The sequence below is a fragment of the Kocuria sp. JC486 genome (assembly GCF_011602805.1).
GTDB lineage: Bacteria > Actinomycetota > Actinomycetes > Actinomycetales > Micrococcaceae > Kocuria > Kocuria soli.
Genome location: NZ_JAAOZS010000007.1, coordinates 48,779 through 67,912 on the forward strand (window position 1 = coordinate 48,779; position 19,134 = coordinate 67,912).

Consider the following 19,134-nt stretch of genomic DNA (forward strand, 5'->3'; position numbering starts at 1 on the left):
ATGTCTACCAAGCAGAAAATCGGTTGGGCGATCGCCCTTGTCGTCGTCCTGATCTGGAGCCTCTTCCCGGTTCTCTCGATCCTGATGAACTCGTTCAAGCCCGCGAGCGAGTTCGCCGGAGGCGGGACTCTGGTCCCCAAGACCTTCACCCTGGAGAACTACGAGATGATCTTCACGGGCGGTGCCCGTGACCTGTTCCTCCCGGCCTTGCGCAACTCGATCGGCATCACGTTGATCGCCACCGCGGTCGCCGTCGTCCTGGCCACCCTGTGTGCCTACGCGATTGCGCGCCTGGACTTCCCGGGCAAGCGGATCATCCTGATCACCGCCCTGGCGGTCTCGATGTTCCCCGTGGTCTCGATCGTGACCCCGCTGTTCAACGTGTGGCGTCAGATCGGCCTGTACGACACCTGGCTGGGCCTGATCCTGCCGTATCTGTCGTTGACCCTGCCGATCTCCATCTGGACCCTCGCGGCGTTCTTCCAGCAGATTCCGTGGGATCTGGAGCGCGCCGCCCAGGTGGACGGTGCAACCTCGTTCCAGGCCTTCCGGAAGGTCATCGTGCCGCTGGCGGCACCGGGCGTGTTCACCACCGCGATCATCGCGTTCTTCATCGCGTGGAACGACTTCGTGTTCGGCATCGGCCTGACCTCCACGGGTGCTGCGCGCCCGGTCCCGGCGGCCCTGGCCTTCTTCACCGGCGCCTCGCAGTTCGAGGACCCCGCCGGTGCCATCTCCGCCGCCGCGATCGTGGTGACCATCCCGGTGGTCATCCTGGTGCTGGCCTTCCAGCGTCAGATCGTCGCCGGCCTGACCCAGGGTGCGGTCAAGGGCTGAGGCCCCCCCGCTCACCCCTTCCGACACCTCACTTTGAGTCTTTGAGAGGCAACACAAAATGGCATCCATCACGATGAACAACATCGTCAAGAAGTACGACGACGGATTCCCCGCCGTCAACGACGTCTCGATCGACGTCGCCGACGGCGAGTTCCTGATCCTGGTCGGCCCCTCCGGCTGTGGCAAGTCCACCCTGCTGCGCATGGTCGTGGGCCTCGAGGACATCACCTCGGGTGACCTCCTGATCGACGGACAGCGCGTCAACGAGAAGGAACCGCGTCAGCGCAACCTGTCGATGGTGTTCCAGAACTACGCGCTCTACCCGTTCCTGACGGTGTACGAGAACATCGCGTTCCCGCTGCGCCTGGCCAAGGGCAAGTTCTCCGACCAGGAGATCGATCAGAAGGTCCGCGTGGCCTCCGACCTTCTGGACCTCAACGATCACCTGGAGCGCAAGCCGGGCAACCTCTCCGGTGGTCAGCGTCAGCGTGTGGCCATGGGCCGTGCGATCGTGCGTGACGCGGACGCGTTCCTGTTCGACGAGCCGCTGTCCAACCTGGACGCCAAGCTGCGTGGACAGATGCGTACCGAGATCGCGCAACTGCAGCGCCGCTTGGGCATCACCTCGATCTACGTGACCCACGACCAGACCGAGGCCATGACCCTGGGCGACCGCGTTGCGGTGCTCAAGAAGGGTCGCCTGCAGCAGATCGCCTCCCCGCGTGAGCTCTACGAGCAGCCGGCCAACCTGTTCGTGGCGGGCTTCATCGGAGCCCCGTCCATGAACTTCCTGCCGGCGCGCCGTGATGGCGACGTGTTCCACACGCCCATCGGTGACATCCCCGTCCCCGAGCACGCTCAGGGCAAGCTGGACAAGTCCGGTGACCTGCTGATCCTGGGTGTCCGTCCCGAGCACTTCGCGGACGCCAAGGATGTGCAGGACAGCCCGTGGGCCTCCCGCGGTGCCACCTTCGACGCCGAGCTGACCCACACCGAGTGGCTGGGCAACCAGCAGTACGGCTACGTCCGCTACGAGCAGGACCAGGACGTCAAGGCCAAGCTGGACGAGTTGGCCAAGGACCTGGACGCGGACGAGATGCCCGCCCAGGTGGTCGTGGAACTCGACGCGTCCTCCCGCATCCGCGGTGGCAGCCAGGCCACCCTGTGGGTCAACACCCGCAAGATGCATGTCTTCGATCCCGAGTCCGGCATCAACCTGACCCGTGACGAGGAGGCCGGTGCGGAACTGACCCGCGAGGCCAACGAAGAGCGGAAGGCAGAGATCGAGCGTCTGAAGACCCAGGACGTCTGAGTCGCCTGACCTGCCCGATACGACGGCGCCCCTTCCGGATCATCCGGGAAGGGGCGCCGTCGTCGTTGGGTCACCTACGGCTGTGGGCCAGCTGTGGGCTCGGGCGATCGCGGATCAGGGCTGCCAGGCCATCCAGTACACGGCGGCCACAGCGGCAATCAGCAGGGCGCCGGAGAGCACGGACTTGATCCACGGATGGCGCATGAACAGCCCGACCACCTTGGGCCAGGCGTGGGCCACTTCACCGGCCGTGGCCCGCGGGAACCTGTCGACCGGGACACCCGCGTACTCGACGATCGCGGTCAGCGACTTGAGGTCCCACACGGTGCCGTCCAGGCGGAAGAGGCGGCGTCCGGCGTCGTCGACCAGCCAGAGATAGGGACGGGTGAGGCCCCTCCTGCGGGACTTCCCGCCCGGATCGGTCGGGCCACGGGACCCCACTTCGAGCGCTTCGACCAGGACGGCGCGGGCAATTCGGTCCCGGCGCACCGTGTGGAAACCCACGGCACGGGACCCCAGCAGGTGGGAGGCCGTGGCGACCACGGTGTTGGGCCGCAGCCACACCCAGCACAGGGCCAGGCAGACCAGGATGACCACCACGATGATGATCGAGACCACCGGAGCCGGTCGCCGGAACCACAGGACGCCCAGGCAGATCAGCCCCAGGGCGGCCGCCGGAAGACAGGCGACCAAGCGCCTGCCCATGGACGTGATCCGCGGGTGCCACACCTGCTGAACCGGACCGAATCGTTCGGGGACGTGGCGGATGTTGTCGGCCACCTGCGGCTCCTCGGAGCTCATTCGAGGCGCAACGTGCACCATCGGTGAGCGTGGTCTGATCTCAAGTGCCCCGGGACGTTCCCGGGCAGGTCCGACCCTAGCAACAGCGGCGTCACCGAATCCTGGATGCCCGGTTCTTGGGTTAGCGTGGTGCGGATGAAGCGCAACGATCGTCTGGGCCCTGCGGTGGCCCTCTGGGTCTTTCTGGTGCTGCTTGCCGTCGCCGCCGCGTGGGTGACCATTGCCCTGGTCAACAAGTACATGTACGGCCCGGAAACCGATGTGCGCGCTTACTTCCACCACCTGGAGGAGGGTGACGGGGCTCGAGCGCTGGGTGCCCTGAACGCCCAGGTCCCCGAGGGCACGGACGCCACGCTGCTGGACGGCGACGCCCTGCGCACGGCCACCGAATCCCTGGAAGACGTGGAGGTCAGCACGGTCTCCCAGGACTCCGAGAGCGCCGTGGTCCGTGCCGACTACACACTCGAAGGCGAACGCCACTCGACCGAGTACCACTTGCACCCCGCCGAGACCCAGTGGGGGTTCTTCACCGTCTGGGACTTCGACGAGACACCGTTGCCCACCCTGGAAGTTTCCATGTCAGGGGTGAGTTCGGCCGACATCAACGGAACCTCCGCGGCCCTGCCGGATTCCAGGCAGTCCTTCGCCGCGCTGCCCCCGGGCAACTACACCGCGTCCTACGCGTCCAAGTACATCGACACGGAGCCGAAGTCCGTGGCCCTCACCGCCCCCGACCAGGACGAATCCGTGACCTTGACCGCCCGCCCGTCTCAAACTCTCGAGGACGAGGTCCAGTCCTCGATCGGCGAGGACCTCAAGGAGTGCACCGACCAGAAGACGCTCTACCCGACGGACTGCCCGTTCTCCTATGAGTTCTCCGGACGCGTGCAGGGCACGCCGACGTGGAAGATCGTTGAGCAGCCGGAACCCGAGATCTCGGTGTCGACCAAGGTCAAGTCCGAATGGTCCCTGTCCTCGGCCGAGGGCGTCGCCCAGGTCAGCTTCACGTCCGTGAACCTCTTCGACGGCTCCACCAAGAAGGTCACGGAGAAGGTGCCGTTCACCTACGAGGCCGACGTCGAATTCACCGACGACCAGGTCACCGTCACCCGCTGATCTCTCTGCGACAGCTCACGCCCCCGCCCGCCCCCGCCCGCCTCCGCCCGCTTCCTCGTTGCGGCCGGGCGTGCCCGGTTGCGGAAGGGTGGCTCAGTTCAGGCCGCGCAACTCCAGGGTCAGGGAGTCCGCTGCGCCGTCGACGACGCTGAAAGGGATCCCCCAGTCCTGTTGGTAGAGGTGGCAGGCGGCGTGATCCGGGATCTCGCCCCCGGGTTCCCCGTCGCAGGCTGCGGCGCGGGCCGTGATGTGCAGGATGCCTTCCGTCACGCCATCGGCCAGGACCAGCTCCCGCTGAAGTCCTTGGGCCGTACCGGCCCCGGCGGTCAACGCGTCGGCCGGTGAGGTGGAAATCTTGAGCTGGGTGGGGTCGCCCCACCGGTCGTCGAGTTTCTGTCCGGCCGGGGCCGCGAACCGCACGTCCACCGTGACCCGTCCCCCTGCGATCGGGGTGCGCTGCCGTTGCGACACCGAGGCTCCCTCGTCCACGGCCTCGAGTGCCTGCGCCGGGACGGGAACGCGCACCAACCGGTGCTGGTTGGTCTCGACCACGATCAGGACGGGGGTCTCGGCGGTCTGGTCCAGCAGGAGGTCCGAAGGCTCGTCCAGCCCTCGGGTCAGCGTGGAGAGCTGTCCCGCCGCGTCCTCCGTGGCCGGCTGCCAGCGTCGAATCCCACCGTTGTAGGTGTCAGCCACGGCCACGGAACCGTCCGGCAGAGCCGCGACGCCCAGGGGGTGCTGCAACCGTGCGTGTTCGGGACTGCCGTCGCGGAACCCGAAGTCGTAGAGGCCGAGGCCCACGGCCGTCTCCGCTCGGAGCTCGCCATCGGTGTGCCGAAGGCAACGCAGCGCCGAGGACTCGGAGTCGGCCAACCACACGGTCCCGTCCGGGGCCTGGGAGAGCCCGGAGGTCTGGGCGAACCACGCTTCGCGCGCGGGTCCGTCCAGCAGACCCTCGTCCCCAGTGCCCGCCACCACGCGCAGGCGACCGCTCCTGGGGTCGAAGTCGAAGAGCTGGTGGGTTCCGGCCATGGCCACGACCAGCCGGTCCGCGGCCTCCGACCAGGCCACGTCCCACGGGGAGGACAGGGCGACGTCCAGGGGGTCGGCGTCGTCAGCGATGAAGTCCGGGTCGATGCCGCGGGCCCGCTCGGAGTCCAACAGGCGCTGCACGCCGTTGCCCGCCAGAGTGGTGACCTCCCCCGTGGACAGGGCCAGGCCGCGCAGGCGGTGGTTGACCGTGTCCGCGACCACCAGGTCGTAACCCACCTGCGTCGCCACGGCCTCGGGCAACAACGCCAGGCCACGGGGTTCGTTGAACTGGGCGGTCTCCGCCGCGCCGTCGCGGTGACCCTTGACGCCCGTTCCGAAGACGGCCCGCACGGTGCTCAGGTCAGGTTCGAGCTGCACCAGCCGGTGGTGCCCGGTGTCGGCCACCAGAACGCTCCCGTCCGGGAGGATCACGGCCTTTTCCGGGAACCGCAGGTCCCCTTCGGGCTGCGGCCTCGGCACGTAGGGCCCGTCACCACGGTGCAGCGTCCCCTTGGCCTCATGCTCCGCCACAAGTTCCTCGACCAGGGACACCAGACCCTGGACGTGCCCCTCCCCCGAAAGGTGCGCCACGATGTAGCCCTCCGGGTCGACGACCACCAGCGTTGGCCAGGCCCGCGCGGTGAAAGCGTCCCAGGTGCCCAGTTCGGGGTCGTCGAGCACGGGGTGGTGGATCTCGTACCGGTCCACGGCCGCGGCCAGCGCCTGCGGGTCCGCTTCGTGCTCGAACTTGGGTGAATGGACGCCCACGGTGACCAGCACGTCGCCGTAGCGCTCCTCAAGGGGGCGCAGCTCGTCCAGCACGTGCAAGCAGTTGATGCAGCAGAAGGACCAGAAGTCCAGGATCACGATCTTGCCGCGCAGCTTCTGCCAGTCCAGTTCCTCCCCGCCGGTGTTCAGCCAGGCGCGGCCGGTCAGCTCGGAGGCTCGCACGCGCGAGATGGCGGTCATGGTGGTCCTTTCGGTACGGCGGGATCGGTCGGTGTGGGTGGGGTGCGTTGTGGTCCGTGGGGTTGTTCGGTCCAGCGATCGGGCCGACGACGGGTGCAACCACGCTCCCGGGGAGAACTATTCCACCACCCGGGACGGTGGATCAGACGCGCTGGTTCTCAGCGTCGCTGGGCGTCATCCTCGGCCAGGCGTTCCATCATCTCGTTGTAGGCCTTGAGCTCCGCGTCGTCGGTGCGGTCGGCCTCCCGGTCCACCCGCCGGTTCTCCCGGTTGCCCGCGATGGCCCACTGGATCCCGACGACGACGGCGAGCAGCGCCGTCGGCAATTCGCCGATGCCCCACATCAGGGCGCCACCGCGTTGCTGGTCCTCGATGGCGGAGAGGCCCCAGTCGCGGCCCATGTTGCCGAACCAGGAGGCCTCCAGCAGGACGTCCATGCCCATGATCGCCACGCCCACGAACGCGTGGTAGGCCATGGTCGCGATCAACATGACCAGTCGCATGAAGTGCGCGGGCCGGTGCGGGATCGGATCCTGACCGACCAGCACCAGGGCGAACATGTACCCGGTGAACAGGAAGTGCGCCATCATGAATTCGTGGCCCACGTGCGTGCGCAGGGTGAAGCCCAGCAGCGGCGTGAAGTAGAACAGCACGATGGACCCCGCAAAGTTCACGGCCGCGAAGATCGGGTTGGTCACGATCTTGCCCCAGGTCGAATGCACCAGGCGCAGGATCCATTCGCGGGGTCCGCGCGTGCCGTCCCGGCGCGGTTCCAGTGCCTTCAACAGGAGGGTCACGGGTGAGCCGAGCACCATGAACACGGGGATGATCATGGTCAGGGACATGTGCTCGACCATGTGCCAGCTGAACAGGACGCGCGCGTACACGGCCACGGGGCCGGAGGTCGCCAGGAAGAGCAGGGCCAGTCCCACGAACCAGGAGATCGCACGCAGCGGTGACCACGTGCCCCCGGTACGCCGGACTTTCCAGATCGCCCAGGCGTAGCTCACCGCGAAGACCACGATGATGGCCACCCACAACCAGTCGGGACGCCACTGCGCCACGGCATTGGCCAAGGTGGGCTCGGGTGGGAGTTCGTAGAAGGTCAGGATGCGGGCGGGGCTCGCGTCAGGTTCCAGGTCCTCGGGGACCGGCGGAGCCGAGTTGCCCAGCGCCACGGCCACCCCGATCAGCCCACCCATGATGGCCAGCTCTCCGATGATGATCTGCCACACCGCGCGTCGACCGCTGACCTTGTCGGCGACCAGCGCGGGAATCACGGCCCGGCGGTGGACGTACCCGGCCACGCCGAGCGCCAAGGTCAGCACCAGCTTGACGATCACCAGGGTTCCGTACGCGCTGGTCAGTTGCGCCACGGTGCCGATGCGCACCGCAGCGTTGATCACCCCGGAAGCCAGCACCAACACGAAGCACCACAGGGCCACGTTGGAGAACCGGCTCAGGACAACGGCCACCAGTGGTACCTCACGCCCCTGCGCGGCATGCTGGGCGTCGGATGCACGACGGGTGCGGGCGCCGATGGGCAGCCTCGCCCTGGACCGATCACCGGCCAGCAGGGGCGATAACCAGGCCAGCGCGATCAGGCCACCGGCCCAGGCACACACGCCCAGAAGGTGCAGGCCCAGGGAGTTGACCGCGCCCATGTGGTCGTCACCGCCCGCCGAGTGGCCGTTGAGCGCCATGGTCACCAAGGCGATGTCGGCCAACGCCATGGTCAACAGCAACCCGAGCAGGGAACGCAGCCCGAATACGAACGTGGTGACCACCGCTGCCACGATCACCCCGACGCCCAGGGCCTGGCCGGTCGGGATGTCCGTGACGAAGCTGATGAGCTGCTGGGTGTAGGCCGCGCTGGCACTCAGCCGGACGCCGGAGACCTCCGCGTACGTGAACACGACGACCACGGCGGCCGCCACGGTCCAGACCACGGAGGTGGCACCGGCCAGTTGCAGCAGCCGAGTGAACAGCGGATGCTCCTGGGGCGTCCCGGTGGACTCGCCATCCTGCTTGGCTTTGCGGACGCGGTCCTTGTGCCGGACCCGCGTCGACCGTTCCTGGACCTTGTTCGGGACCACCCCCACGGCCAGCAGCAGGGACCCGATCGTGGCGACCAGCGCAAGGTCACGGACGGCTTCGGAGATCGGCAGCCCCCACCGCACCAGGGCGCCGGGATCTGCAACCTCCTTCGCGGCCGCCGCCCCCGAGAAGCTCAGGGCCGCCACCAGTGCCAGCAGCATGACGACCACGGGCGCTGCCAACCACCATGGCGAGAGGCCCGAGGGCAGCACCTGCCGACCCGAACCGTCGGTTGCACTCCGGGTCTCAGCCGTCCGTGTACTCATACGTCGTCTTTTCCTCTCTTGAAGTCCTCAGGCCCCTGCCAGCGGGCCTCAGAACAGAACGTCGCCGATGAAGCCGCCTTCGGCGCATCCGGGTGGGATGGCGAAAACCGCGGAACCCACGGGCACGGTCCACACGTTGAGCATGTCCAGGTCGTCCAGCCGACGCTGGATCGGGACGAACTGCTCGTTCACATCGGCCTGGTAGGAGGCGAACAACAGCCCCGAATCACTCACGCCGCCCGAGCTGGATCCCGCCTTGGCCAGACCCGAGGCATCGGACACGGGAAGGTCGTAGTTGTACGGACGCCGGTGGATCCGCACCCGGTCGTCCGGGTGGCGTGCCCGACGCATGTGCGAGTACTCCGGAATCACCTTGAAACCTAGGGTGCCCACGGCCTCGAAGTCCGGTTCGTCGCGTTCCTTCGTACCGGTCAGGGGCGCGCCCGTGTCCAGTTTCCGGCCGACGGCGTCTTCCCGGGCCGGACGATCCGCTTCGTCCCACGTGTCCAGGTTCATGTGGATCCGCCGCAGCACCAGGGACGTCCCGTCCGTGATCCACGGTTCGAAGGCTCCATCCCCCCGGCCCCACACGATCCGTTCGTGCTCGTCCGTGCCGGGCTGGGTGTCGACCGTCCCGTCCACCTGCCCGAACAGGTTGCGCATGCTCGGCGGGTCGGCCGCCTCCGCCCCGGGGACGGAGCGGAATCCGTTCTGGACCCACCGCACGGACCCGAAGCCCCGCACGTCCTTGAGCAGCAACCGCTGCGCGTGGGCCAGGGTCACGGTGTCCTCGCAGGCCAGTTGGATCAGCAGGTCGCCGTCGTTCCAACGGTCCTCGAGCTGGTCGATGCCGAAAGCCGGCAGGGGACCTGCCCACGACGGCGCCCGGTCGGGTGCGACGATCTCGAAGACCCGCGCCCCGAACCCGAAGGTCACGCTCAACCGGGAGGGGTTGAGGGCAAGTTCAGGTTCCTGGTCGTGGACCGGAGCCTCCCCCACGGTGAGTTTCGCGGCGTCCGCCGTCAGGACGCGCATCATGCGGCGTACCGTCTCGCGTTGCGTGTCCTCCGAGAGATCGATCGCGATGAACGTCGCGAAGGACTGCGGGAGGGTGTCGATGCCCGCTTGGCGCAGCCCGTAATAGGGTTCCGCGCGGGCACCCACGGGCGCCTCGGCTGTGTTTTCACCCGCGCTGCCGGCGTCCGCGGAACCGGTGTCCTGCCCCAACAGCCCCGCACGCTGGGCGGCCCCCAGCCCGATTCCGGCGGCGGCCCCGGCTCCCGCCGTACCACCGGCGATCAGAAAACCCCGGCGGCCGACACCTCGCCGACCGGCCGGGCCGGTGGCCACGGACTCCTCCGTGGCCACCGGCTCAGGATCCTTGGTCACGCGGACTCCTCGCACATGGGCAGTTCCCCGTGGTCCATGCCTTCCATCCCCTCCATGCTGTCGTCAGCCGTGGGGCTCTGGAAGGCACCCGCGTCGCCACCTTCGTGGGAGTACTCCTCTTGCGCACCCTGGTAGTCCCGGACCTCTACGTCGATCTTCTGGGTCCGGCCGTCCTCGAACGTGAGCTCGAGGGGAAGGGTCTGTCCCGCCATGGGCGCGCATTCGAGGTCCATCAACATGATGTGATCCCCGCCGGGCTCCAGCGTCACGCTCTCACCGGGTTCGATGACCAACGGTTCGGCCATCTTCTGCATCACGGTCGAGCCTGAGGACTCGTTCATGACCGTTTCGTGCAGTTCTACCTTCCCGGCGATTCCCTCCGCGGTCGCACCGCTGAGGGTCACGGCCTCGTCACCGTCGTTGGTGAGGGTCCCGAAGACGCCGGTCATGCCGGAGTCCTTGGCCTTCATCCACTGCTGGTCGACGGTGAGCACCTGCTCCCCCGTGGACGCAGACCCGGAGGCCGCCCCGTCGGTGGACTCACCGGACTGGGCCGGGGCCGTGGAGGCCGCCGGCGACGGCACGTCGGGGCCGCCATTGCTCTGCCCGCTGCCGCAGCCGGTCAGCGCCAACGCTCCCACGGCCGCCAGGGCCAGCAGGGACCGCGTCGCCGGGCGGTCACCCGCGAGTTCGATGATTGTCTTGCGGTTCATGATGGTTCTCATTTCGTTCTGGTCCGAGCCCCGCCAGGGGGCTCAGTGATCTGATGGATGTCCCCCGATCCGACGAACGGCAACCACAGCCCCCAACACCACCAGGGCCAACACCGCCCCACCTCCGGCATAGAGCCACAGGGGTGCGCCACCCGATTCTTGGCCGGTCTCCTCCGCAGCCGCCGGTGCTCCCGCTGAGGAGGTCTCCGTGGCCTCGCCACCGGTCGTGGCCTGCGGAGAGCCGGAGCTGTCCGCGGCTGCGGCCGTATCGGTTGCGGAGGGCCCGCCCGAGGCGGCTCCCTCACCGAGGTCATAGGTGAAGGTGCCTTCGATGGGGTGCCCGTCGGAGGAGACCACGCGCCACACCACGGTGTAGGTCTCGTCCTGGGCGTCCGAGGCAGTGAGTTCTTGGGTGACGGTGGATCCCTCCACCGTCGGTTCGCCGTCGGTCACGTCGGCTCCCGAGGAATCTGTGACGCGCACTTGATGGCCGACGTCGAGCAGATCGGCCGAGAACGTCATCTCGACCTCATCGGGGGCCTCCGAGACCCGGGCGTCGTCGCCCGGGGTCGATGACAACAGTGAGTCGTGCGCCCAGACGGGTGACGGAAAAGCAACGAGCGCAGCAACGGCCACACCCGCACCCACTCGGCCCGCGCTCGATCTCAACGCGCGTCTCCCTCGGGAGTCGGGCCGCCGATCGGTCGCGGTTGTGGGCTGGGCGATGCTTGGGTTGGGCATGGTTCTGCTTTCCTCCCTGTCCGCGCCACCGGATTCGGGGCATGGCGCGGGCAAGTGTGTCTTCTGTGGGTCGTGGCGCCTCGTCCCTCGATCATGACGACGACGCGCCGCACCACCCGTTTCCCTCGACTACTGGGTACGGGTTCAACGGATGTGGCAGACGATGCCGTCAGGCGAGGGCAACGGTCATCGGCGGGCCGCGGTACCTGAGCCCGGAACGGACCAGGCTGAGGACCCTCGCGGGCACCGGTGCGATGAACCCTGGCTTCCAGGGGCGCGCCGTGGCCGGGGGTATGACAGCAGCCAGGACCAGCTGAGCCGCACGGACCAACAGGGCAGCGAGAACGGCAAGGACACCCTTCTCACCGTGGCGCAGGACCAGCACCGTGAGCACGGCGGCGGCCAGGTGCATGGCCAGCATTCCGGTGCCACCCGCTGCAAGCCCGTGCAGACCGGAGGCGGAGGACAAGGCTGAGTCCGAAAGCGTTGCGCCCGTGTGCCCCGCATGGGACATCATCGGAGCGGCTCCGTCGGTCGCTGCCGGAACCAGGACCAGGTCGGGCCCGACCGAAGCATCAGAGTGGAGATGTCCCGCGTGACCGGTTCGGTCCACGGCGGTGACGTACCCGCCGGACAGCGCGAGCAGACCGTGGAACAACGCCTGCGAGACGCCCACGGCCAACGACAGTCCGATCAGCGGAATCCGAACCCCCGCCAGCAGCATGCACAGCGGGGCGGAGACACAGATGCACAGGAGCATGAGCATGGCCGAGGGCCACTGTCCACCGGCCACGGTGTGCGCGAGGACCGCCGCCGTGGTTGCGGTGAACGCGGCGATCCACCCGCGGAGCAGGCGCAAAGCACGATCGGTCATGCTCACTCCTGTCCTTGGGGCTCGGTCCACGCGGACTCGCAACGGTGGTGCGCCCGGGTCGTCACCCGGGTACGTGTTTTGGGCACACTCCGTAAGTACCTCGTCCCATTATGCCGCCGTCGTCAAACCGCCCTGACAGCACGACCGGACGGGCGAACCGCTGGACCGGAGGACCGGACCGGGGTGGCGGGGAAAGTGTGGCAGACAAAAAGACGAGCGGTGGAACCCAGTGTGGATTCCACCGCTCGTCTCGGTGGCCGGGGAACCGGCCGGGACATCACTTGCCGGAAGCAGCAGCCTTCAGCTTGGAGCCTGCGGACAGCTTGACACTGTGACCGGCGGGGATGTTGATGGTCTCGCCGGTCTGCGGGTTACGGCCGGTGCGGGCCTTGCGCTCCGTGCGCTCGACGGAGAGCCAGCCCGGGATGGTGACCTTCTCGCCGTTGGAGACGGAGGTCTCCAGGGTCTGGAACAGCGCATCCAACACGCCGTTGACCTGAGCCTGAGTGGTGCCTGCCTTCTCGGCAACCTCGGCCACGATCTCGCTGCGGTTCTTAGCCATCTTGATGTCCTCCTGGACGTCGGGTCTGTGTTGGAGCCCCTGGTGGGGACCCACTACAGGTGGAAATTACCAGCTGGACTTGGTGATTCCCGGCAATTCGCCCCGGTGTGCCATTTCACGGAAGCGCACGCGGGAGATGCCGAACTTCTGGAAGGTGCCACGCGGGCGGCCGTCGATCTGGTCGCGGTTGCGGACGCGAGCCGGGGAAGCGTCACGGGGAAGCTTCTGCAGGCCCAGGCGTGCGGCCTCGCGGTCCTCGGGGCTGGCGTTCTCGTCGACCAGGGTCTTCTTGAGCTCCGCGCGCTTTGCGGCGTAGCGGGCCACGAGGACCTTGCGCTGCTCGTTCTTGGCGATCTTGGACTTCTTGGCCATTCCTCAGCGCTCCTCACGGAAATCGACGTGCTTGCGGACGACCGGGTCGTACTTCTTGAGCACGATGCGGTCGGGGTTGTTCCGGCGGTTCTTACGGGTCACGTAGGTGAAGCCGGTACCCGCGGTGGACTTCAGCTTGATGATGGGACGTACGTCCTTGTCCTTGGCCATGTCAGAACTTCTCCCCTCGGGCAGTCATTTCTGCGACCACGGCGTCGATGCCGCGGGCGTCGATGACCTTGATGCCCTTGGCGCTGACGTTCAGCGTGATGGTGCGGCGCAGGGACGGAACCCAGTAACGCTTCTTCTGGATGTTGGGGTCGAACCGACGCTTGGTGCGTCGGTGCGAGTGCGAAATGCTGTGCCCGAAGCCCGGCTTGGCCCCGGTCACCTGGCAGTGCGCTGCCATAGTGCTCTCCTCCAAATGTCGACGAATGACGGCACGCTAACGGTGCTTGCTGATGAATGAATCACCGGTGCAGCGGCCGAAGCGTCCCGTCACCCTTGGTTGCAACCACCGTTCATGAACCCGGGGTCTGTCCAACAGACCTCCGCACGGTGGCTACCGGTTCGGGTTCGCCACGACGACGGTGAAGATCTTGGTGTCGGGTGCGGACTCCACCACACGACAGCCCAAAATCATAGGCTTGTGCCGGTGTGTCCGCAACTTTTTGTGCCCCGCAACAGCGGTCGCACCGGCAGATTCGCGGCGCAACCGACCATGGTGAGGGACAAGTGGCAAGTCTAGACGACGCGATCACCTCGGCCAACCAGCGGTGGCCGGAATCACCTCGCGGGGGGTGCTGCGGTGTCGGTGGTGCTCGGCTGCTCCGGAGCCGCGACCCCCCGGTGTCTGCGTTCCTCGGAGCCCAGCACCTCGTTCATCACCCGGGACAGTGAGCGCACGCGCTCGGACTGCTCGATGCCTTCCACGAGCACGACCTCGCCGTTCTCGTCGGCCAGCGGGATCTGCCAGTTGGGGTACTCGTCCGAGGTTCCGGGCTGGTTCTGGACCCGCTTCTCCCCCACCGCGTCCACGAGCTGGACGCAGTGCAGCAGTGAGGGAGCGCGTCCGAGATATCGGTACAACCCCTCGATCTGCTGCCTGACCGTGGCGTCCTGCGGAACCAATCCTTCGGCCCGGGCTGCGGCGAGCCAGCGGTCCACGCGTTGCTGGGCCTCTTCCCGTTCGACCCCGACCGGCCGCTCCAGCAGGCCCAGACCGTCCCGCAGATCCACCTGCACGCTTTCCAGGAAGCCCGCGGTGGGCGGCAGGTCGTGCGTGCCCACGGAGGCGAACGCCTCCTGCCGGTAGTTCCGGGGATCCCTGGGCCCGTCGCCCTCCTGCTCGAACCACAGGACGGAGGTCCCCAGGACGCCCCGGGCCGCGAGGAATTCCCGCGCCGATGGTTCCACCGTCCCAAGGTCCTCGCCGACCACGACGACGCCCGCCCGTTGCGCCTCCAGAGCCAGGATCCCGACCATCGCCTCGTGGTCGTAGTACACGTAGGCACCGTCCGAGGCCTTGTTGCCGTCCGGAATCCACCAGAGCCGGAAGAGCCCGATCACGTGGTCGACGCGGATGCCGCCGGCGTGACGGAATATGGTGCGCAGCATTTCCCGCCAGGGCCGGTACCCGGCGTCTTCGAGTCGTTGCGGATGCCACGGGGGTTGGGACCAGTTCTGGCCCTGCTGGTTGTACATGTCTGCCGGGGCGCCCACGGAAACGCCGGGGGCCATAACCTCCTGCAGTGTCCAGGCGTCAGCACCGTCCTTCGTGACGCCGACGGCCAGATCGTGCATGACGCCGATCTGCATCCCCGCGGATTCGGCCGCGCGCTGGGCCGCCGCCAGCTGGTTGTCCAACAGCCACTGGATCCACACGTAGAAGTTGATGCGGTCCTTGAGGCGCTCCCTGGCCTCCGCGGCGTAGGGCGAGTCCGGGGTTGCGGCCTCCCCCGACCATAGTTCGTTGTCGACCCCGAGTTCCTCACGCAGCGCACACCAGAGCCCGAAGTCCTGGAGGTGCTGCCCACCTTCCCGGACGAACCGTTCGAGCTGCTGCTGACGTTGCGGAGAGCGCCGCACGGTGTAGAGCAGTTCCAGGCTCTTGAGCTTCGCGGCGAAAATGCCGTCACGGTCGATGCTCTCCGGATCCAGCACCTTGCGCCGTTGGATCGCCGCCAGGGTGGAGACCACTTCCAGGTCGCTGGGCCGCAGGTACGCGTACTCCCGGATGTCCGCGATCCGCAGGTAGAGCGGGTTGAAGAACCGTCGGGTGGTGGGCAGGTACGGCGAAGGCTCGATCGGCGGCACGGGTTCAGAGGCGTGCAGGGGGTTCACCAGGATGTAGTCGGCCCCTTGCTCGCCGCCGATCGCCGCCAATGCGGCCAGGTCGTTGATGTCGCCCACGCCCCACGACCTGTTGGAGGCCACCGAGTAGAGCTGGGCCGCCCATCCCCACCGCCTGGCCCCCTGGAGGCGGTCCGTCGTCGTCAGCCGAGCGGGAGTCACGGCGACCTCGATCGTCACGTCCTGCTCGGCACCCGGCGCCGCTGCGTCGCCTGCGGCCTCGGCTGGTGCCGTCGCGCGCAACCGGTACCACTCGGACGGAAGGTCCGTGGGAAGTTCGAAGAACAACCGTTCGACGTCGGCGCCGTCGATGGTTCGGGTCTCGACCTCACCCGGAGTCTGGGTGAGTTGGACCGGCGCACCGTCCACCATGATCTCGACGGTCACCTGTGTTCCCGGGGACACGTGGATCGGAATGCGGGTGGCAACGTTCTCGGTCGCGATCACCACAGGCGGTAGGAACCGGCGCCACGGCTGTTCCTCCCGGCGCTCAAGGCTTTCGCGCGCGGCGGCCTCACCGGAGACATCGGCGCCGAGTGCGGTGAGCACGGATCGCAGGGTCTCGTCCGGGACACCGACCTCTCCGCCGTCGAACCCGTTGTAGCGTGTGCGCACCCCGTGCGCTTCTGCCAGGGCCTGGAGAAGGTCTCGACCCACCGCGCCCTGTTCCGGGGTGGAGCCAGGCCCGGAGGCGGGCGGAACGGAGGATTCTGAGGCGGAGGACTGCATGGACACCATGCTATCGACGCTTGGCACCCGGCCGGACCGTTCTGCGCCACGAGCACCCGCTCGATTGCGGCATGCTGGAGGCATGTCAGAGCCCACCGCCGCAGACCCCGTGACCGCCGGCTCCCCCCGGCCCCGCCCCTTGACGGCAGAGTTCCGGCCCGTGGCGGTGATCTTCGACTGCGACGGCGTCCTGCTGGACACCGAGACCGCGTGGGGTGAAGTCCAGGCCGAGGTGTTCCGGCGCCACGACCTTGCCTACGGGCCGGCGGAGGAACGCGGCCTGAAGGGCTGGTCGGCACGCGCTGTCGCGGAGGAAGTGGTCCGCCGGTGCGGTGAAGCACACCCCGCAGCAGATACATCAGCCGCGAAGAGGGACGTGCAGCACGGCATCACCATCGAGGAAGCCCTTGCCGAGATCATCGACGTCGAGGCCCGCCTGTTGACGGGCAACATGCCCGTGATCGACGGCGCCTTGGAGCTGGTCCGACGCATTGCCGACCATGTTCCGGTTGCGGTGGCCTCGAACTCCACAGCGAGCATCCTGCAGACCAAGATGACCACCAGCGGCATCGCGGATCACGTGCAGACCTGGGTCTCCTCCGACGACGTGGCCGTCGGCAAGCCGGCTCCGGACATCTACCTGGAAGCAGCTGCGCGGCTCGGGGTCGATCCCACCGAGTGTCTGGCCGTCGAGGACTCCCCCGCGGGGGCGACAGCCGCCCTCGACGCGGGCATGATCACACTGGGCATCTCGTGGGACGGCGAGCCGGTGCCGTCGTCGTTGCTGCTCGACTCCGTGACCGACCCGCGCCTGGATGAGCTGCTCACCGCCTGGAGGTGGTGAGCCCGCGCTCACAGGCGTCAGCGATCAGCGGTTCCAGAGCCCGTAGGTCTTGGCCAGGTCGGAGACCTTGCGAGCGCGCGCCAGGCGGGGCAGGTAGCTGCCGTCCATGGTTCCGGTCGCCCCGGTCTCGAAATTATCGATCAGTTCACGGGCCCAGGCGATCTCCTGCTCGGAAGGTGCCAGCCCTGTGTTGATCCCGTCGGCCTGGTTCGGATCCAACGTGAGCTTTCCGGTCATGCCCATGGACTGGGTGACTCGGCAGGCCTCGGCGAGGTCCTCGCCGTGCGCTCCGACCGAAGGGCCGTCGATCGGCCCGGGCAAGAGCCCGACGCGAGAAGCGACCACCAGCACGGAGCGGGCGTGGGCCAGCGCCATGGGATCACCGGAGGCGCCCGTGTCACGGCGGAAGTCACCGACGCCGAAGGCCAGCCGGAAGACCCCGGGAGCCCGGGCGATGTCGTTGGCGTTCATGAGCCCCACCGCGGACTCGATCAGCGCGATCACGGGCGTACCGGCGGGCATCATCATGGCCGTCCGGGTGATGTGGTCCGGATGCTCGGTCTTGGCCAGCATCAGACCGCGCAGGTTCTTGGCCTCGGCCAGGGCTTCCAGGTCCTCGCGCCAGTGCTCGGAGGTGATGTCGTTGATCCGCACCCAGGCCCCCGCACCGCCGTTGAGGGCGTCCACGACAGCCGCTCGTCCTTGCGCCTTCTGCGCCTCCGGCAGCCCGTCTTCGATGTCGAAGATCACGGAGTCCGCTTCGGAAGCCAACGCCGCGGGGAAAACCGAAGGATCGGAGGCACCGACCAGCAGAACGGATCGGGACAGGCGGGCAGGCAGCGCAGCGGCGCGCTGGTTGCGGAAGGGGCTCACGTGGGTCCTTCGGGTTCGGTTCCGACAATCAGCCCTGACGGGCGCCTCCATGGTATGGGGTCAGCGGTACGAGTTCACTGCGGCAGCGGCGTGTGATCGGGCACCACGCGTTCGCTCTCCCGTACCGGCCCGGGAGCCGTTCCGCGACCGAACGGTGCGTCACCGAGCGCCTCACGGCCGTGCGGTTCGAGCCAGTTCTGCAGGTCCGGTCCCACCGGCACGATGCGGGTGGGATTGATGTCTCCATGAACCACGTAGTAGTGCTGCTTGATCTGTTCGAAATCCACGGTGTCGCCGAACCCCGGGGTGGTGAACAGGTCGCGCGCGTACGCCCAGAGGTTGGGCATCTCCGTGAGTTTGTTGCGTGAGCACTTGAAGTGGCCGTGGTAGACGGGGTCGAAGCGGACCAGGGTGGTGAACAGGCGGACATCGGCCTCCGTGATGTGCGGCCCCATGAGAAAGCGTCGGTCGGCCAGTCTCTCCTCCAGCCAGTCCATGGCCGTCCACAACCGGTCGTAAGCCGCCTCGTAGGCCTCCTGAGAGCCTGCGAACCCGCACCGGTACACGCCGTTGTTGACCTCGGTGTAGACGCGTCGCATGACCTCCCGCATCTCGTCCTCGAGCTCGGTCGGCCACAGATCGGGCGCGCCCTCCCGGTGGAAGTCCGTCCATTCCTTGGCGAAGTCCTCCGTGATCTGCGGGAAGTTGTTGGTGACCACCTGCCCGGAGGCGATGTCCACCACCGCCGGGACGGTGATCCCACGCGGGTAGTCCGGGAATCGCGCGAAGTAGGCCTCCTGCAGACGTTCGATGCCCAGAACGGGGTCCTTGCCCTCCGGGTCCAACTGGAAGTTCCACGACCGCACGTCATGGGTCGGTCCCGGCAGTCCCACCGAGATCACCCCCTCCAGCCCCAGGAGACGGCGGACGATCAGGGTTCGGTTCGCCCACGGGCAGGCACGCGCAGCAACCAACCGGTAGCGGTCCCGCTCGACCGGCCAGGCCTCGGCCCCCTCGGAGAGCTGGGCCGTGGCGGGGTCCCGGACAATCCGGTCCTCGATGTAGTTGGTGTCCCGATCGAAGGACTCTCCGGCGTGCACATAGGCACCCTTGGTGCTGTGCTCGTCCTGGCCGACCGCCGCCTCTGTCACGACCTCATTCATGGTGTCCTCCAAACCCGTCCTCCAAACCCGTCCTCCAAACCGTTCGACTAACCTCTCACCACTTTAGATGATACGTCACTAAACCGATCGGG

The 19,134-nt window shown here is 67.6% G+C and carries 18 protein-coding genes; 4 read left to right on the top strand and 14 right to left on the bottom strand.

All coding sequences use genetic code 11. The annotated features are described in order from the left end of the window. Together GWK18_RS05480 and ugpC are read left to right on the top strand one after the other, a co-directional pair. Entirely contained in the window at positions 1-837 is an 837-nt protein-coding gene (locus GWK18_RS05480) for a carbohydrate ABC transporter permease (protein WP_123823530.1), read from the top strand. A gap of 58 nt (positions 838-895) precedes the next feature. Next, positions 896-2,149, top strand: a complete 1,254-nt coding sequence (ugpC, locus tag GWK18_RS05485) for a sn-glycerol-3-phosphate ABC transporter ATP-binding protein UgpC (protein WP_123823531.1) — start codon at positions 896-898, stop codon at positions 2,147-2,149. A 114-nt stretch (positions 2,150-2,263) separates the two neighbouring features. Here the strand turns inward: ugpC and GWK18_RS05490 are convergent, their stop codons facing one another. Further along, positions 2,264-2,929 carry a hypothetical protein gene (locus GWK18_RS05490; RefSeq protein ID WP_166833723.1) on the bottom strand — a complete coding sequence of 222 codons (666 nt, stop codon included), beginning with the start codon at positions 2,927-2,929 and terminating at the stop codon, positions 2,264-2,266. Positions 2,930-3,085: 156 nt separating this feature from the next. On the opposite strand from GWK18_RS05490, the gene GWK18_RS05495 reads away from it, so the two are divergent. After that, positions 3,086-4,066 carry a hypothetical protein gene (locus GWK18_RS05495; RefSeq protein WP_123823533.1) on the top strand — a complete coding sequence of 327 codons (981 nt, stop codon included), beginning with the start codon at positions 3,086-3,088 and terminating at the stop codon, positions 4,064-4,066. A gap of 93 nt (positions 4,067-4,159) precedes the next feature. Here the strand turns inward: GWK18_RS05495 and GWK18_RS05500 are convergent, their stop codons facing one another. From GWK18_RS05500 to malQ, 11 genes are all read right to left on the bottom strand, one after another. Further along, on the bottom strand, positions 4,160-6,067 hold the full coding sequence (locus GWK18_RS05500; RefSeq protein WP_166833725.1) for a thioredoxin-like domain-containing protein: 1,908 nt from the start codon (positions 6,065-6,067) through the stop codon (positions 4,160-4,162). Between the two features lie 158 nt (positions 6,068-6,225). After that, complete coding sequence (locus GWK18_RS05505) at positions 6,226-8,430, bottom strand: cytochrome c oxidase assembly protein (protein ID WP_166833727.1); 2,205 nt, start codon at positions 8,428-8,430, stop codon at positions 6,226-6,228. 48 nt (positions 8,431-8,478) lie between these two features. Further along, the gene (locus GWK18_RS05510; protein WP_348535843.1) at positions 8,479-9,819 is read right to left on the bottom strand and encodes a Dyp-type peroxidase; all 1,341 of its coding nucleotides are present in this window, start codon (positions 9,817-9,819) and stop codon (positions 8,479-8,481) included. Beyond that, on the bottom strand, positions 9,816-10,532 hold the full coding sequence (locus tag GWK18_RS05515) for a copper chaperone PCu(A)C (RefSeq protein ID WP_166833729.1): 717 nt from the start codon (positions 10,530-10,532) through the stop codon (positions 9,816-9,818). The genes GWK18_RS05510 and GWK18_RS05515 overlap by 4 nt, the downstream gene beginning before the upstream one ends. Before the next feature lie 42 nt (positions 10,533-10,574). Further along, positions 10,575-11,111 (bottom strand): copper resistance CopC family protein, encoded by a 537-nt coding sequence (locus GWK18_RS05520; RefSeq protein ID WP_166833731.1) that lies wholly within the window; start codon positions 11,109-11,111, stop codon positions 10,575-10,577. Positions 11,112-11,442: 331 nt separating this feature from the next. Continuing rightward, positions 11,443-12,147 (bottom strand): hypothetical protein, encoded by a 705-nt coding sequence (locus GWK18_RS05525; RefSeq protein WP_123823538.1) that lies wholly within the window; start codon positions 12,145-12,147, stop codon positions 11,443-11,445. A 277-nt stretch (positions 12,148-12,424) separates the two neighbouring features. Then, entirely contained in the window at positions 12,425-12,709 is a 285-nt protein-coding gene (locus tag GWK18_RS05530; RefSeq protein ID WP_123823539.1) for an HU family DNA-binding protein, read from the bottom strand. A 66-nt stretch (positions 12,710-12,775) separates the two neighbouring features. Beyond that, positions 12,776-13,081, bottom strand: coding sequence for a 30S ribosomal protein S14 (rpsN, locus tag GWK18_RS05535; RefSeq protein WP_123823540.1), 306 nt, complete (start codon positions 13,079-13,081; stop codon positions 12,776-12,778). 3 nt (positions 13,082-13,084) lie between these two features. Then, complete coding sequence (rpmG, locus tag GWK18_RS05540; protein WP_022872124.1) at positions 13,085-13,252, bottom strand: 50S ribosomal protein L33; 168 nt, start codon at positions 13,250-13,252, stop codon at positions 13,085-13,087. 1 nt (position 13,253) lies between these two features. Beyond that, positions 13,254-13,490, bottom strand: a complete 237-nt coding sequence (gene rpmB, locus GWK18_RS05545) for a 50S ribosomal protein L28 (protein WP_123823541.1) — start codon at positions 13,488-13,490, stop codon at positions 13,254-13,256. 377 nt (positions 13,491-13,867) lie between these two features. Continuing rightward, entirely contained in the window at positions 13,868-16,162 is a 2,295-nt protein-coding gene (gene malQ, locus GWK18_RS05550) for a 4-alpha-glucanotransferase (RefSeq protein WP_123823542.1), read from the bottom strand. 82 nt (positions 16,163-16,244) lie between these two features. On the opposite strand from malQ, the gene GWK18_RS05555 reads away from it, so the two are divergent. Continuing rightward, positions 16,245-17,006, top strand: coding sequence for an HAD family phosphatase (locus tag GWK18_RS05555; protein ID WP_123823543.1), 762 nt, complete (start codon positions 16,245-16,247; stop codon positions 17,004-17,006). A gap of 24 nt (positions 17,007-17,030) precedes the next feature. Here the strand turns inward: GWK18_RS05555 and GWK18_RS05560 are convergent, their stop codons facing one another. Further along, positions 17,031-17,879, bottom strand: a complete 849-nt coding sequence (locus tag GWK18_RS05560; protein ID WP_123823544.1) for a CoA ester lyase — start codon at positions 17,877-17,879, stop codon at positions 17,031-17,033. 74 nt (positions 17,880-17,953) lie between these two features. Then, positions 17,954-19,042 carry a glutathione S-transferase C-terminal domain-containing protein gene (locus GWK18_RS05565; protein WP_167739308.1) on the bottom strand — a complete coding sequence of 363 codons (1,089 nt, stop codon included), beginning with the start codon at positions 19,040-19,042 and terminating at the stop codon, positions 17,954-17,956. Between the last annotated feature and the right edge of the window lie 92 nt (positions 19,043-19,134).

Coding starts and splice junctions, on each gene's coding strand:
- malQ (WP_123823542.1), bottom strand. CDS start 16,162: ATGCAGTCCTCCGCCTCAGAATCCTCCGTTCCGCCCGCCTCCGGGCCT.
- ugpC (WP_123823531.1), top strand. CDS start 896: ATGGCATCCATCACGATGAACAACATCGTCAAGAAGTACGACGACGGA.
- GWK18_RS05555 (WP_123823543.1), top strand. CDS start 16,245: ATGTCAGAGCCCACCGCCGCAGACCCCGTGACCGCCGGCTCCCCCCGG.
- GWK18_RS05495 (WP_123823533.1), top strand. CDS start 3,086: ATGAAGCGCAACGATCGTCTGGGCCCTGCGGTGGCCCTCTGGGTCTTT.
- GWK18_RS05505 (WP_166833727.1), bottom strand. CDS start 8,430: ATGAGTACACGGACGGCTGAGACCCGGAGTGCAACCGACGGTTCGGGT.
- GWK18_RS05530 (WP_123823539.1), bottom strand. CDS start 12,709: ATGGCTAAGAACCGCAGCGAGATCGTGGCCGAGGTTGCCGAGAAGGCA.
- GWK18_RS05500 (WP_166833725.1), bottom strand. CDS start 6,067: ATGACCGCCATCTCGCGCGTGCGAGCCTCCGAGCTGACCGGCCGCGCC.
- GWK18_RS05525 (WP_123823538.1), bottom strand. CDS start 12,147: ATGACCGATCGTGCTTTGCGCCTGCTCCGCGGGTGGATCGCCGCGTTC.
- GWK18_RS05480 (WP_123823530.1), top strand. CDS start 1: ATGTCTACCAAGCAGAAAATCGGTTGGGCGATCGCCCTTGTCGTCGTC.
- rpmB (WP_123823541.1), bottom strand. CDS start 13,490: ATGGCAGCGCACTGCCAGGTGACCGGGGCCAAGCCGGGCTTCGGGCAC.
- rpmG (WP_022872124.1), bottom strand. CDS start 13,252: ATGGCCAAGGACAAGGACGTACGTCCCATCATCAAGCTGAAGTCCACC.
- GWK18_RS05565 (WP_167739308.1), bottom strand. CDS start 19,042: ATGAATGAGGTCGTGACAGAGGCGGCGGTCGGCCAGGACGAGCACAGC.
- GWK18_RS05515 (WP_166833729.1), bottom strand. CDS start 10,532: ATGAACCGCAAGACAATCATCGAACTCGCGGGTGACCGCCCGGCGACG.
- rpsN (WP_123823540.1), bottom strand. CDS start 13,081: ATGGCCAAGAAGTCCAAGATCGCCAAGAACGAGCAGCGCAAGGTCCTC.